Source organism: Novosphingobium sp. B 225 (assembly GCF_002198665.1).
Lineage (GTDB): Bacteria > Pseudomonadota > Alphaproteobacteria > Sphingomonadales > Sphingomonadaceae > Novosphingobium.
The window spans coordinates 1-14,095 of sequence record NZ_MWLM01000030.1 but is presented as its reverse complement, the minus strand read 5'-3'; the positions used below and the strand labels follow the sequence as shown (position 1 = coordinate 14,095).

Annotated in this window: 16 protein-coding genes and 1 pseudogene; 1 reads left to right on the top strand and 16 read right to left on the bottom strand. The window is 64.8% G+C overall.

All coding sequences use genetic code 11. From position 1 onward, the window contains the following. The 4 genes from MNBBLIKP_RS04130 to MNBBLIKP_RS04115 form a co-directional block, all read right to left on the bottom strand. A partial coding sequence (locus MNBBLIKP_RS04130) for an Hpt domain-containing protein (RefSeq protein WP_176399649.1) occupies positions 1-851 on the bottom strand: 851 nt, incomplete at its 3' end. Beyond that, positions 848-1,111, bottom strand: coding sequence for an STAS domain-containing protein (locus MNBBLIKP_RS04125; protein WP_088307761.1), 264 nt, complete (start codon positions 1,109-1,111; stop codon positions 848-850). The genes MNBBLIKP_RS04125 and MNBBLIKP_RS04130, both read right to left, overlap by 4 nt. A 32-nt stretch (positions 1,112-1,143) precedes the next feature. Beyond that, positions 1,144-2,976, bottom strand: a complete 1,833-nt coding sequence (locus MNBBLIKP_RS04120) for a methyl-accepting chemotaxis protein (protein ID WP_176399648.1) — start codon at positions 2,974-2,976, stop codon at positions 1,144-1,146. Positions 2,977-3,106: 130 nt separating this feature from the next. After that, positions 3,107-4,306 carry a carbohydrate porin gene (locus tag MNBBLIKP_RS04115; protein ID WP_088307757.1) on the bottom strand — a complete coding sequence of 400 codons (1,200 nt, stop codon included), beginning with the start codon at positions 4,304-4,306 and terminating at the stop codon, positions 3,107-3,109. A 197-nt stretch (positions 4,307-4,503) separates the two neighbouring features. Between MNBBLIKP_RS04115 and MNBBLIKP_RS04110 the strand changes: the two genes are divergently transcribed. After that, on the top strand, positions 4,504-5,532 hold the full coding sequence (locus tag MNBBLIKP_RS04110; RefSeq protein ID WP_088307755.1) for a chemotaxis protein CheB: 1,029 nt from the start codon (positions 4,504-4,506) through the stop codon (positions 5,530-5,532). Between the two features lie 103 nt (positions 5,533-5,635). Here MNBBLIKP_RS04110 and MNBBLIKP_RS04105 read toward each other — a convergent pair whose 3' ends face one another. From MNBBLIKP_RS04105 to MNBBLIKP_RS17960, 12 genes and pseudogenes are all read right to left on the bottom strand, one after another. Beyond that, the gene (locus MNBBLIKP_RS04105) at positions 5,636-6,238 is read right to left on the bottom strand and encodes a response regulator transcription factor (RefSeq protein WP_088307753.1); all 603 of its coding nucleotides are present in this window, start codon (positions 6,236-6,238) and stop codon (positions 5,636-5,638) included. Positions 6,239-6,468: 230 nt separating this feature from the next. Then, the gene (locus MNBBLIKP_RS04100; RefSeq protein WP_254912906.1) at positions 6,469-6,840 is read right to left on the bottom strand and encodes a flagellar export chaperone FliS; all 372 of its coding nucleotides are present in this window, start codon (positions 6,838-6,840) and stop codon (positions 6,469-6,471) included. 5 nt (positions 6,841-6,845) lie between these two features. Beyond that, entirely contained in the window at positions 6,846-8,267 is a 1,422-nt protein-coding gene (fliD, locus tag MNBBLIKP_RS04095; RefSeq protein WP_088307751.1) for a flagellar filament capping protein FliD, read from the bottom strand. A gap of 67 nt (positions 8,268-8,334) precedes the next feature. Next, a complete protein-coding gene (locus MNBBLIKP_RS04090) occupies positions 8,335-9,465 on the bottom strand; it encodes an EscU/YscU/HrcU family type III secretion system export apparatus switch protein (RefSeq protein WP_088307749.1) in 1,131 nt (376 codons plus the stop codon). Continuing rightward, positions 9,462-10,244: a flagellar biosynthetic protein FliR gene (fliR, locus tag MNBBLIKP_RS04085; protein ID WP_088307747.1), complete on the bottom strand. Its 783-nt coding sequence runs from the start codon at positions 10,242-10,244 to the stop codon at positions 9,462-9,464. Before fliR ends, MNBBLIKP_RS04090 begins: the two co-directional genes overlap by 4 nt. Beyond that, a complete protein-coding gene (gene fliQ / locus MNBBLIKP_RS04080) occupies positions 10,241-10,513 on the bottom strand; it encodes a flagellar biosynthesis protein FliQ (RefSeq protein WP_088307745.1) in 273 nt (90 codons plus the stop codon). The genes fliR and fliQ overlap by 4 nt, the downstream gene beginning before the upstream one ends. Positions 10,514-10,624: 111 nt before the next feature. Continuing rightward, on the bottom strand, positions 10,625-11,377 hold the full coding sequence (fliP, locus tag MNBBLIKP_RS04075) for a flagellar type III secretion system pore protein FliP (protein WP_088307743.1): 753 nt from the start codon (positions 11,375-11,377) through the stop codon (positions 10,625-10,627). Then, complete coding sequence (locus tag MNBBLIKP_RS04070) at positions 11,374-11,643, bottom strand: flagellar biosynthetic protein FliO (protein WP_088307742.1); 270 nt, start codon at positions 11,641-11,643, stop codon at positions 11,374-11,376. The genes fliP and MNBBLIKP_RS04070 overlap by 4 nt, the downstream gene beginning before the upstream one ends. Continuing rightward, positions 11,643-11,918: a flagellar motor switch protein FliN gene (fliN, locus tag MNBBLIKP_RS04065; protein WP_088307741.1), complete on the bottom strand. Its 276-nt coding sequence runs from the start codon at positions 11,916-11,918 to the stop codon at positions 11,643-11,645. The genes MNBBLIKP_RS04070 and fliN overlap by 1 nt, the downstream gene beginning before the upstream one ends. Positions 11,919-11,935: 17 nt before the next feature. Next, entirely contained in the window at positions 11,936-12,829 is an 894-nt protein-coding gene (locus tag MNBBLIKP_RS04060) for a FliM/FliN family flagellar motor switch protein (RefSeq protein ID WP_088307740.1), read from the bottom strand. Continuing rightward, positions 12,826-13,422, bottom strand: coding sequence for a flagellar basal body-associated FliL family protein (locus MNBBLIKP_RS04055; protein WP_088307738.1), 597 nt, complete (start codon positions 13,420-13,422; stop codon positions 12,826-12,828). Before MNBBLIKP_RS04055 ends, MNBBLIKP_RS04060 begins: the two co-directional genes overlap by 4 nt. A gap of 33 nt (positions 13,423-13,455) precedes the next feature. Further along, a pseudogene (locus MNBBLIKP_RS17960) lies at positions 13,456-14,095 on the bottom strand (hypothetical protein); the annotation flags it as partial.

Below are 14,095 nucleotides of genomic sequence, written 5' to 3'. Positions count from 1 at the left end.
GCGGGGGCTGGGCGAGGGGCTTCGATCCGGGTCGCCGGAATCGCGGCATCGCCGCTGGCCAGGCTGCAATCATCGCCGATGAAGTCAAAGATCTCGCGCGCGGCGGCCTCATCCACTGTGCCGGGCAAGTCAAAGGTCCAGCCGAGATAGCCCTGGGCCGGATCAAGCGCATCGAGCATCGGCAACTGCGAAAGATCACAGGCGGTGCATTCACCGCCCAGCGCGGCAAGCTCGCGCAGCATCAGCAGCGGCTCGCTACCATTGCGCATCGCTCCGGAATGGGGCCGGATATGGAGCTGCCAGGTGCCGATCCCGGCTTCGTCCGGGGTATCGCCGCCGATCTCGCCGGTGATGTCATCCAGCATGGAATCGAGATCGAAGTCAAACGGGTCGCTCTCGCTGGCCGCCGGTTCAGACGGAGCGGGTTCAGCCTCGGCAGGGGCAGCGGCTGCCGCAGCGGGTGCGGCAGCTCCGGCACCGCCCTGCGCGGCGGTCAGTTCGGCCAGCAGCGCATGGTCATCGGGCGCGTCTCCGCCATCGCGGGCGGCGGTCACGTGATCGCTCAGCGTATCGAGCGCGCGCAGCATCAGTTCGGTCAGCCCGTCACTTAGCGGCAACAGGCCTTCGCGGACCTCGCCCAGCAACGATTCAAAGGTGTGGGTGAAGCTCTGCAAGGCAGCAAAGCCAAAGGCCCCGGCCCCGCCCTTGATCGAATGGACCGCGCGGAACACCGCGTTGACCGTATCGTCATCATGGCTGCCATCGCGGCAGGCGGCCAGGCCCGCTTCGGCAGCGGCCAGCGATTCCTCGCACTCGACGAAGAAGATCGCCTGGATTTCCTCGGGCGTCATGCGGGCTCTCCTTCGTCAAACAGTTCGCGGGTCAGCCCGGTCAGCCCAGCCGCTTCGCGCAGCGCTGCCGATGGTGTGATCCGCAGCCCTTCACAGCTGCGCCGGGCGCTGGCGAGCAGTTGCAGCATGGCAAGACCTGCGTGCGACACCGCGCTGGCATCGACCAGAACCGGTCCGCTGGCACAGGCGGTCGCGAATTCGGGCAGCAGCACCTCGGCGGCTCCGCGATCGCAGCGTTCGGGTAGTGTGATGGTCTGCATGGCCAGTCCCCTTTGCTGGTTGCGCGTCTGGCTCAGAATTCCGACCAGTCGTCGTCAGGCGCGCTGCTCTTGAGCGCGAGGTTGCCCGAGATCATCGGCGGCGGCGCCGATGCGGTGCGGCGGGCCGCAGGCTTGCGGCTGACCGGCGCAGCGATAACTTCGCCGCCGCCAACCCGGAACGAAGAGACGATCCGGTTGAGCTCGGCGGCCTCGTCGGCCAGGCTGCGCGCGGCGGCGGTCGACTGTTCGACCATCGCGGCGTTCTGCTGGGTCATGCGGTCCATGTCGCCCACCGCAGAATTGACCTGCTGCAGGTTGACCGACTGGTTTTCGGTAGAGGTTGCGATCTCGCTCATCATGCCGGCGATTTCACCCACGCGGACCACGATCTTTTCCAGCAGGGTTCCGGTTTCGCCGACCAGGTTCACCCCTTGGCCAACCTGGTCGGTACTGGCGGTGATCAGGGCCTTGATATCCTTGGCCGCATCGGCGCTGCGCTGGGCCAGCGCCCGCACTTCATTGGCGACCACGGCAAAGCCCTTGCCCGCATCCCCGGCCCGCGCGGCTTCCACCCCGGCGTTCAGCGCCAGCAGGTTGGTCTGGAACGCGATGCCATCGATCACGCTGATGATCTGGCTGATTTCCTGCGAGCTGCGCTCGATCCCGGCCATCGCCTCGATCGCTTGCTTGACCACCGCACCACCGTCGCTGGCTTCGTGGTGGGCTTCCTCGATCGTCTGACGCACCCCGGCGGCATTGTCTGCGGTTTCCCTGAGCACCTGGGTGACCTGATTCATCGCGGCGGCGGTTTCTTCCAGGCTGGCGGCCTGCTGTTCGTTGCGCAGCGCCAAGTCATCGGACGCCGCGCGGATTTCACCCGCGCCGGTGGACACACCCTGGGCCGAAGCGGCGACATTGCGCATCAGTTCAGACAGCCGGGTAACCGATCCGTTGAACGAATGACGCAAGGGTTCGTATTCTTCCGCGAACTGGGTCTCGATCCGGTGGGTCAGGTTGCCTTCGGCAAGTTGATCGAGGCTGGATGACAGCGTGGTGACAACCGACTGCTGCTTGGCCGCGCTTTCGACCTGGGCAATTGACGCGGCGCGGAACACTTCGATCGACCGGGTCATGTCGCCGATTTCGTCAGAGCGGTGGACGCTGGTGACCCCAGCCTGCAAGTCGCCGCCAGCCATGCGCGACATCGTCTGCGCGGTCTGGTCAAGCGGATCGAGCACCCGGCGCATCACAAAGCGCAGCGCAAATCCGGTAACGCCAACCAGGCCCAGGCCAAGGGCGATCAGCATCGCGATGGTCCAGGTCACGGTGCTATCGCTCTGCGCTTTCAGGGACTCGCTGATCTTGAGCGCGCTGGCGACGATCTTCTCGTTCTCTTCGCGGTGCAGGTCGTACTGTTTGTCGAGACGAGCAAAGCTTTCTTGCGCGGCGGCCATGTTGCCAGCCTTGATCGCCGGGATCAGTTTCTGGTCCAGCTCCTGCCAAAACTTGGCGCCATCGTCAGCGTTGCTCGCGCGGAGATGGTCCTTGAGTTCCTGATCAAGGTTGGACTTCGCCCAGTAATCGGCGCGTTCATGATACTGCTTTTCCAGCATCGCCAGCCGCTGGATATGGCTCGCGGCATCAGCTGGGTCTGCCATCAACCGCGAAGCTTCGAGGAAGGGTTCGACGAGGAATTCGGGAGGGGGCAGGATATCGGCGACGAAATCGTTGACGTCCTGGTTGTGGTTATGGATCGGGCCGCCCAGGCGAATGTGGTTGATGTTGTATCCCGCAACCACGGTAGCCAAAGCCATCGTTGCCGCAATGGCCAGTCCGCCTTTCACGGAAGTCGTCTTGATGCTCATGGAATCATGCCCCTTGTCTTCACCGGAACGAACCGGCCTTGACAGGGTGATTAACCAAGCCGTGCAAACATGCCTTTTCCTTGGGCCTAGGGACTTGTCCGGAGGTGCCGGAAGGGCCTGACCAGCCCGGTCAGTCCTGTCCGGCAGCGGGGAATGAAAAGCTCGCGCGCAGGGTAAAGACCGCGGCATTGCGCGCGGCGGGATCACGCAGCGCGGTGCGGATAAACTGGAAATCGGGCTGGAGCCGCAGCCAGGGCGCAACCTCGTCCGACCAGGTCAGTTCCAGTCCGGATTCGAGCCGCCGGGGCAGTGGACCGCCATTGGCAAGGATCGGGCGGAACCGGTCGGACAAGGCAGCCTGAAACAGTCCGATGGAAAACTGTGCGGCCGGTCGGCGCGGCCAAAAGCCTTCCGCCAGCACGCCAAGTTGCCAACCGGCCTGATAGGGGTTGGAGCGACCGTCCGACACACCCGCCCTTGCGAACAGGGTGGTGTGCTGATCCAGCGGCAGTTCACCCAGGGCATAGAATCCAAAGGCGCGGCGTTTGGCGGGGCTGCCATCGGGCGCCACATCGCGCAAATCGGGCTGCCGCGCGGTATAGGTCCATGCCCCGCCCGCCAGCTTGCCGCGCCCTTCCCGGAACGTGTGACCGGCCTCTGCGATCAGCAGCGCACCCTGGCCGAACAGCGGCCTGATGCCGCCGCGATCGCCCAGCACCCCCGCTTCGGCATTGAATACCGCGGCCTGGACGTAACCGCCCGCTCCATGGGCATAGCGCACCCGGGCGGTCAGCGCGGTGGAAGGAAACAGCGAGGGGCCGTTGGGGCCCGTGGCGGAGAGCTCCGATCCGATCCCGAAAGCGGGAGCGATCAGCAGCGCGGAGGCATCGGTCACATAGAATTCGGCATTGAGATCCGAAAAGCCCACCCGCAGCGATCCCCGGTCACCGCCCAGTGCCTGTTCCAGATAGAATTCGAACAGCTTGGCCCGGTTTTCCGGCACTTCGATGTTGTTCACCCCTTGTAGGGTTCCGGCCAGATCGTTGGGGCGCTGGCCGGTGCTGGCAATGCCATGCGCAAACAGTCGTGCCCCGTCCCACCCGATCGCCTGTTCAAGCGACAGATCGGCGAACAGGCGAGCAATCTCGGTATGGCGCAATCCGGTCTGCGGCCCGGCGGCAACGGCGCTGAGATCGGCGGTATGGCTCGCCTCGATGCTCAGCGGGGATTCGGTGGTTTCGGCCTGCGCCGGGCTGGGCACCAGGGTAGCGGCCAGTGCGGCGGCCAGAGTGGCGGCGGCGGGAATGGGCCGGGCGTATTTCCTGTTCATCGCGGCAAGTCCTCTCGCGGCGGGACGCCTTTCGCGGCGTACCGGACAAATGACGCATTTACCAAACAGTGCAAAAGACCCGCTTGTCCGATTCCTAGGGAAAAGTGCGGAGCGGCCGGTCGGCAAAGTTTCGCGATTGTCCGGTATCGCCGCGGCAGAGCCCGGTTTGGGCGATCCTGTCAGAAGGTCATGTCACAATGCACGACGCCCGGGTCCTAGTAGTCGACGATTCCGCCGCCATGCGCGCCCTGTTTACCGATATTCTTGACCAGGCCCGCAATGTCCGCGTGGTCGGCGTCGCGGCCAATGCCGCCGAAGCGCGCGATCAGATTGCGGAATTGAAGCCCAATGTGCTGACGCTTGACGTCGAAATGCCGGGGATGAGCGGGATCGATTTCCTCGAAGAGATCATGGCCGACAAGCCGATGCCGGTGGTTATGCTGTCGAGTTTGACGCAGAGCGGTACCGAAGTGTCGCTCAAGGCCTATGAACTGGGCGCGGTGGAATGCTTTCCCAAGCCGCTGAAAGCCACACCTGAACAGTTCGCCAAGACCGTTGGCAAGCTGGGCCAGATCGTGCTGGCAGCGGCCAATTGCAATGTGCGCGAACGGGTGCGCCACCATCACGCCAAGGGCAGTGAAACCCAGTTTACCTGGAATGGCCACTTCGCGGCTTTCAGCGCCTCAATGGGTGGAATCGAGGCCCTGACCGCAATCCTTTCGGGCTATCCGGCGCACTGCCCGCCCACGGTCATAACCCTGCAAAGCGAACCGGCGCTGGTCGATACCTTCATCGCCCGGCTTGATGGAGAGCTCAAATGCTCGGTCCGCGCGGCCAAGGACGGCGCGGTGCTGACCCCGGGGCATGTCTATATCGCCGCCGACCCTGAAAAGCATGCCGTGTTCGAACCCGGCACGCCGCCCAAGTTGCGGCTGGTGGCACGCGATCCGGTAGAGGGCGCGCGACCTTCGGCGACCTTGCTGTTCGGCACGATCGCCCGGGCCGGTGTGCCGGCCGTGGGTGCGGTCCTGACCGGCATGGGCGAGGACGGGGCCAAAGGCCTCAAGCTGATGCGCGATGCCGGTTGCAAGACCTATGCCCAGGACCGCGCCACCGCGCTGGTCAGCGAAGCGCCCGCAGCTGCAATCGCGGTGGGCGGCGCGGCGCAGGAACTGCGGCTGGACAAGCTGCGCGATGCGGTGATCGCCGCCTGCAATCAGGGCTGACCCTAGGACACTTCAGATCGCTCAGAAAATGCGGCCTCCCCTGGCATTTGCCTGGGGAGGCCGTGAAGTTTGGTCGGCTGACCGTCGGGTCGTTGCAGGGGGATCAGCCGACCAGGGATGCCTCGATGGCGATGCGGATCGCCTCGCTGGTATGGTTCGCGCCCATCTTGTTGAGCATGTTGGCGCGGTGGATTTCGACCGTGCGCGGGCTGATTGCCAGGCGTTCACCGATCAGGCGGTTGGACAGGCCATCGGCCACCCCGGCCAGAACCTCGCGCTCACGCCGGGTCAGCTTCTGGATCCGGCTGCGGGCCATGGCTTCACGCAAGCGGGCACTGCCCTGGGTGCCGCGGCTTTCCTCAGCCACAGCCACCGCCTGGCGCACTTCGCCGGCCCCGAACGGCCAGTTGAGATAGTCGATCGCGCCGCACAGGATCGCCTGAACAACCCGGTGCGTATCGGGATTTTCGGAATAGGCGACCACGGGCAACCATTCCCCCACTTCGGTCATCAGATCGATCGTCCGGCGAACCATCACGCCTTCATCATGGACCAGGATAAGCCCGTCGCGCGGCCATCGCCGTGCCAGCTCGTCCAGATCCTCAAACGGTTCGGCGTGAATCTCCGTTCCGGCCAGCGAGTGCGAAATCGCTGCGCGGTGGCGAAAGTCGGCGTCGACGATGAAAAGGTTAGTGCGCTCTGTCATGGGATTAACCTTACCGGAATGTGCCTAGGTGATAAGCCTGAGTTGCATCCGTTTTCAGGTATAATTCCCTCCAAAATCGATATAACCGTGATGAATAAAAGCAAAAATGCGATACGTATCTCTACGTATTACAGTATGTAAGTGCATATTATCCATATTATATTGATCTATGGAAAATATACGAGGCATCTATAGTAATCTAGCCAAATCAGCGTCAGATTTATGAAAGTTTATCGAAACAAGGCGCGCGAGATGTCGATGAAGTCCTGGCGTACAGTTCCAAGCGTCGTCGGATCGAAATTCAGCACGCTGTCCAGCACCGCCCGGCGCGCTGCATCGTAAAGCTGGATCAGGGCCGGGGCGATCGCGGCGCCCTGGGTTACCCCCATCTGCAGAGCGGTCAGCGCCGAAAGTGCGCGGGTCAGCGACTGGCTTTTGAGCCGGTTGTCGTGGCTGGCATGCGCAAAGACCGCACTGCCCAGCGCGGCGATCAGCTGTTCATAGCACAGCGCCACCAGCTGCTGCGGATCGGCCCCGGCAACCCGGGCGTCGAAATCGACCTTGCGGTAGGCTTCATGGGGGGAACGCAGCGCCAGCATCATTCAGCTCACTTGTTCGAATTGTTCCAGGCGTCGATCTGGTTCTGCAGGAACGACAAGGTAGAGCGCGATGCGCCAACCCGGCTGTCCACGGCCGAAAACTGCTTGGCCAGTCGTGCGCGCAGAGCTTCCTGCTGTTCGGCCAGCTTGGACTTGTCTTCGCTCAGCTGGGTCTTCTTCGCGGTATAGCGGCTGATCGAACCGGTAAGCGATCCGGGATCCGACGCGGCGGAGACTGTCCGTCCGAGCTTGTCGAGGCTGGCATAGACCCCATAGAGCCCGGTCGTGAACATCGCCGAAACCCCGTCGGGCGAGCTTTTCAGGGTGGCCGCCAGGCGCGCGGTATCAAGCCGGAAGGTGCCATCGCGATTGGTCGCCAGGCCCAGATCGGCCATGGTCGCAGGCGTCCCGCTTGCCGCGCCGGGCATGACGATCGATCCGGCCATCCGGGTCAGGCCGTTGCGCAAGGCCCGGGCACCCGAATCCCGGGCCAGATCACCCGTCTTGGGATCGACGTCCTGATTAAGTTCGCTCACCAGCTCATTCAGCGCGCTGGTCAGGTCTTGCATGAAAGTGGTGACTGCGCTGCCCGGATCGCTGAACCGGATCGTGGTGGGCGCGCCCAGATTGGTGCCGGTCAGTTTGAGGTTCAGCCCCGGAGCTACATCGTTGATAGTGTTCGAAGCGGTACTCATGGCCAGGCCATCAAGTTTGAAATTGGCATTGCTGGCAATGGAAAGCAGCCGCGTACCCGGGCTGGCAGGAGTCCAGGCGAGACTGGCCAGACCTTCCTCGCCGACATTTTCGGTCGCTTCCAGAATGAACCCGTTGGCGGCACCCTCTTTGCCCTTGAGCATCAGGGTCGCGCCATTCGCGCCATTGGCGACATAGGCAGTGACTCCGGCATTGGCGCCGTTGATCTGCCCGGCGACATCGGCCAGCGTCGCGCCGCTGGCGATCGTCAGGGTCACTGCGGCATGGCCTGTATCCTCGGTAAAGGTTGCGCCGCTGACCGTGCCGAACTTCAACGTCAGAGTGCCGGACCCGGTGCTGGAGGTGGCGGCGGCATAGGCCGGGCTGCTCAGCGTCTGGGCGGCGGCCAGGCTGGTCACTTCCAGCGTGTAGGAACCCGCCGCGCTGGCCGTGCCGCGGCTCACGCTGGCAACGGCGGCATTGGCAATGCTCGGCTGGGTCGAAAGATCGCCATTGCGCACCCGGTCCCCCACGGAGGAGGCGAGCTGCAGGATCTGGCTTTTCAGGGTCGATGCGGCGGAGATCTGCCGGTCGAGCGTGTCGGACTGGGTGGTCAGCCGGTCAATCCGTCCGGAAAACTGCGCCTCGGCCAGGCCCTTGGCCAGTCCGGCCATGTCGATCCCGCTGCCACCGCCAAGCGTGGAGACGATCGTGCTGGTGACGGAATTGGTTGCCATGGCTGGTAGAACGGCTGGCGCACAGCGGGTTTAAGAAGGCATCCCCCTCCTCTGAAGTGGAGGGGGCTCAGTAGGCCGCCGGATCGAGCCGCCCATCGGCATCAAACCGCAAAGCCACTGGCACTTCAACGGCGGGCGCGGCGGGCCGTTCCCCACGCTTCAGCGAGAAGACGAAGGCCAGCACCCCGGCAATCGCGGCGTACAGCTCTTCGCGGATCACCTGGTTTTCGCGAGTGGTGAAATAGACCGAGCGGGCGAGTGCCGGATATTCCAGCATGGGTACGTCCAGTTCGCGCGCCAGTTCACGCATCGCCAGCGCCTTTTCACCGCGCCCTTTGGCCAGCACCACCGGGGCATTGGCCTTGTCCGGATCATAGGCCATCGCGACCGAGAAGTGGGTCGGGTTGGTCAGCACGAATTGCGCCTCGCGCATGGCCTTGGCGACCCCGCCCATCGCCAGCTGGCGCTGCCTGCCCCGGATCGCAGCCTTCTTCTCGGGTGAGCCTTCGCTCTCCTTGTGTTCGTCACGGACCTCTTGCTGGCTCATCCTGAGGCGCAGGAAGCGCCGCAGCCACTGCACCGGGAAATCGACCAGCGCGATTACCACCAGCCCCATGGCCAGGGCAAACATCAGCCCGGTCAGCGCGTCCCAGGCCTGCATCAGTTGCCCGCTAAGCGCGGCCCCGCGCCCCAGCGCCAGCATGCCGTGCAGATGCGCACTGCCCCAGTTCCAGGCAATCGCGCCCAGCAGCAGAACCTTCACAAAGCCTTTGCCAACCTCGATCCAGCCTTGCGCGCCGAACATGCGCTTCAGGCCGGACAGCGGGTTGATCCGGTTGCCCTTGGGCAGCAGGTTGGCGCCAACCCAGCGCCCATCAGCCAGCCCGACCTGCGAAACGGTGACCGCCAGCATCACCCCCACCGCCAGCATCAGCAAGGGGGGCAACACGCCCAGCGCCAGATTGGCCAGCAGCTTGCCGGGGGCAAAGTCCTCCAGCGCCGCGCGGTCCCAGGTCAAGCCCTGACGCGCGGCCCGGGCCATGGCATCCAGCATCCACGGCCCGGCGAACTTCAGCCAGGCCGCGCCAACCAGCACCGCCACGGCGGTCGCCAATTCGCGGCTGCGCAGGATGTCGCCATTCTTCGCGGCATCGCGCAGCCGCTTCTCGCTTGGGGCAAAGGTCTTCTCGCCGCTCATTGACCGATCACTTGCGCGGCATTGGTCAGGGCTTCAGCCGAAAGGTCGGCCATTTGTTCGGCAGCAAGCGGGGCGGCAACGATCAGCGCGGCAATTCCCGCCAGCACCCCGGCGGGCAGGCCGAGCGCGAACAGGTTGAGCGAAGGCGCCGAGCGGCTCAGCACCCCGGTCAGGAACTGAACCAGCAGCAGGATCAGCGTGACCGGCAGGGCAATTGCCACGGCGGCAACAAACATCGAACCGCCGAAGGAAATCACCAGATGGAGCTGTTCCGGCGAAAGCCAGGCTGCGCCGGGGGGCAACACCTGATAGCTGTCGATCACCAGCTGCAGCCAGGTGAGGTGCCCGCCCAGCGCGAGGAAGATCACGCTGAGCATGACGGTAAAGTATTGCCCCAGCGCCGGACTGTGCGCGCCGCTCAGCGGATCGGCGGTGCTGGCGATGCTCATCCCCATGGCCCCGCCGATCTGCTCGGCGGCCACGATCGGTGCGGCAAACGACAATTGCAGGACAAAGCCCAGCGCCAGCCCGACCAGCGCTTCCTGGGCGATCGCGATCAGACCGGGCAAGGCGAACAGCGCCGGGGGCACCTGCAAGGGCACCCAGGCACAGACCAGCACGGCAATCGCCGCCGTCATCGCCACCCTGAGCTGCACCGGCACGGCCGCCGCGCCAAAGAACGGTGCGGCCAGCAAGGCCGCGCCGATCCGGGTCATCACGAAGACCAGCCGCCACAGCTCGGCCTCAACCGCACCAAAGCCGAAGGTCAGCTGGATCACCGGCTGACCTGCGCGATCTGTTCGAAGATCTGCTGGGTGAAATCACCGATCAGGCCCAGCATCGATGCGCCAAACACCACCAGCACCAGCGCGATCACTGCCAGCTTGGGCACGAATGTCAGCGTCTGTTCGTTGACCGAAGTGGCGGCCTGGATCACCCCCACGACCAGACCCACGGCCAGACTGGCCAACAGCACCGGCGCGGCGACCAGTGCGGTAACCCACAGCATCCGGTCGGCTAGCGAGAGCAGGGAGGCGGTATCATCCATGGCAACTGTGCTACTTTCGTAAGTTCCGTTCGTGTCGAGCGAAGTCGAGACACCAGGCCCTGACGTGTCTCGACTTTGCTCGACACGAACGGGAAGTGGTTGGTTGGCGCGCTAGCCAAAACTCGCTGCCAGGCTGCCCATCAGCAACGCCCAGCCATCGACCAGCACGAACAGCAACAGCTTGAACGGCAGCGAAACGATCGTCGGGCTCATCATCATCATCCCCAGGCTCATCAGCACGGATGAGACCACCAGGTCGATCACCAGGAACGGCAGGAACAGCATGAAGCCGATCTGGAACGCGGTCTTGAGCTCGCTGGTGACGAAGGCCGGAAGCAGGATTGAAAACGGCACGTCTTCGGCCCGCGCGAACTTGGGGGCCTTGGCCATCTGCGCGAACATGGCAAGGTCGTGCTCGCGGGTCTGGTGGATCATGAAGCCGTGGAACTGTTGCCCACCGGCGGCAATCGCCTGTTCGGCGTTGATTGTGCCGGCGGCATAAGGCGCAATCGCGGTCTGGTTCACTTTGTCGAGCGTGGGAGCCATGACAAACAGCGAGAGGAACAGGCTGAGGCCGATCAGAACCTGGTTGGGCGGGCTCTGTTGCAGCCCCAGCGCCTGGCGCAGGATCGACAGCACCACCAGGATCCGGGTGAAGCTGGTCATCATCAGGATCAGCCCGGGCAGGATCGTCAGCAGCCCCATGATCAGGAGCAGCTGCAGCGATAGCGACATGCCGGAACCCTGGCCGCCATTCATGCTGCTGAACGCCCGGTCCAGCGCGCCGGGCACGGCGACCTGGGCATGGGCCACGGCGGGCAGGAGCAGGGCGGTGAGCGTGGGAACGACGCGGGTGAGCCTCATTCCCCCACCTCCCGCGCGGGCGCTTCGGCAAGCCGCGTCAGCCCCTGACGCGAAGCGGAGACGAGGATTTCGCGGCCGTGGAATTCGATCACCGCGAGCTTGAGCGTGGGTGACAGCATGGTGGTTTCGATCACCCGCACGCGTTTGGCCGTGCCGGGCGCGGCGCCCAGTTTGGCCTGCCATTTCTGTGCGAATTTCAGCGAATACCACGCCAGTCCGCCGATCAGCGGCAGCAGCACCAGCAGTTTCAGCAGGTACCACAGCATTACTCGCCGCCCTCCGCCGGAGCGGACGCGCCGCCGGCCATTTCGACGATCCGCAGGCCAAAGCGGTTGCCCTGGGCGACGATTTCGCCGCGTGCGATCAGCTTGCCGTTGACCATCACGTCGAGCAATTCGTCGGTCAGCCGGTCGAGCATGACCACGCTTTCCTCGCCAAGCGAAAGGACATCCTTGAGCTTCATTTCAGTGCGGCCGAGTTCGACCGAAAGGCGGACGTCAACTTCCCTCAAGAGGTCAAATCCGCGAGTGTGCATTGTCATGTGGAATCCCGTCCTGTTCAGGCAATCTTGGTGATCTTGATGGCGACGCAGTCATCCTGCGCGCCCACGGTGCCGCGGGCGACGACTGTGCCCGCGACAGAAATCGGCACTTGCCGCGCCACTGCGACCGGCAGGACCATGCCCACTTCCAGCGCCGAAATGACGTGGAGCGGCATGGCCATGTCGACCAGCACTGCCGAAAGCGGCAGCGGCATGTCGGCAAACGGGGCCTGGGCCGGATCGGCATGGCGCGGCGCAGCGGGCCGTGCAGCAGGCGCGCGTTCGCCGTGGCCGAACAGCTCGGCAAGCGTAGCAAACGGCAGAGCCAGAGTGACCAGCCAGGGTGCGCGCATGCCTTCCATCACTTCCAGGTCGAGCACGGCGAGCCGGGTTTCGGGAGAAAAGGGGGCAAGTTCGGCCAGGCTGCCATCGCGCCGCAGCGGACGGATTGCGCCTTCGCTGCCCAGTGCTGTGCCCAGCCGCTGGACCAGCATGGCTTCCAGCCGTTCGATCAGCAGCCGGGCCGAAAGCGGAAACACCTCGGGCAGCACCGAGGGTGCCTCGCCCTTGCCGCCAAAGGCCTTGTCGACCAGCCGCAGCACGGCTTCGGCTTGCAGGCTGGCGAGCAGCGGCATGGCCGAAAGCCCGGCACCCAGCAGCGAATTGGCGGCCAGCGGGGCGATTTTTGCGGAAAGCTCGGCCATGTCGATCTCACGCACCGGCTGGCAGCCGACCGCCGGCGCATCGCCTCCGGTCAGGGCGGCCAGGCCTTGCGCCAGCTGACGGGCAAACCGTTCGCCCGCCTTGGCAAACAGCGGCAGCAGTTCGCCCGGCTCGGGCCCGCGCCGCAGCAGTTCGGCGCAATGCTGCGCCGCAGCCCGCTCGGCCACAAAGACGCGTTCGGGCCTCACTGGACCAGGAAACTCTTGAAATAGACCTTGTCGACGCCGCCAAACCCTTCGGCTTCGCTCAGCACCTTGTTGATCGCGTCGGTCAGGCGTTTTTGCAGGCGTTCCTTGCCATCGGGGGTAAAGGCGTCTTCCTCGGGCGTGTCGGCCAGCACCACCAGGATCTGGCTGCGGATCGCCAGCTCATGCTTTTTGAGCCACATCAGCACACGCCCGTCGCGCCGGGTCGAACAGGCCAGGCTGATCTGCACCAGTGCGCTGGAATTCCTGAGGTTCGAAGTGAAGTCGTCGGTGAAATTATAGTAGCTGGTCTTGAACTCGCTTCCGCCATCGCCTTCTACTTCGGCCCCGCCGCCTTCGCCTTCCTTGGCCTCGACCTTGGGGGCATAGGGGTCTTCCTCGCCCTTGCGGACCAGCTTGGGCTTGTTGTCTTCCTTGGCGTGTTCACCGCCTTCACCGCCGCCGATCATGCCCGATTTGACGAGCGCGAAAGTGCCGCCCCCGCCCGCGCCGATCAGCACCAGGCCGGCTACCAGTTTGACCAGCATGCCCTTGCCCTTCTTGGGTTTGGGATCCTTGGCTTTCTTGTCACTCATGCGAATTTACCCCCGAAGGTGATGGTTGGCGGATCAGGCGTAGATGCCTTGTTGTTCGTGATCGGATGCACCCGGCTTGCGGGCGGGATTGACTTGCGGTGCAGGGTTGGCGCGGGCGCCGCGTTCCTCGCGCTGGGCAGAGGACTGGCCGCGTTGCTGGCCGGAACTGTCAGCCGATGTGGCGGCCGACTGGTCCTGGCGCGGGGCCGATCCGAACGCTGCGCTGTCACTGGCGGCAGCGGCCTGAACCGGCGGCACAGCCATGCTGACCGCGCGAGCGAAGTCCGGATCGGCATTGGCCAGACTGACGCTGAGCCCGCCCTGATCGTGGCGGAAATGCAGCTGGACCGGACCGAATTCGGCATGCTGGACGGCAAGCGAAACCGGCTGGGGCTGCAAGGCATCGCGCGCGGCGACCAGCCGGTCGACCAGCGCGGCGAATTCGTGCGGGCGGGTGACGGGGGCGACCTGCGCCGGGCCGGTCGGCGCGGCAGCGGCGCTGGCGGGAGCGGCGGGCGTGAACGGGGCAGCGAGATCGGGCAGCACGGGCTGCGCAGGCTCGATTTCGCCGGGTTCGGTGCGGGCCACCACGCGCAGGCTTGCCGCCACGGGCGCAGCCGCTTGCGGTTCGGCCTTGGCCTGCTGCGGCAGGGGCGCGGCCTGCGGGGCAGGG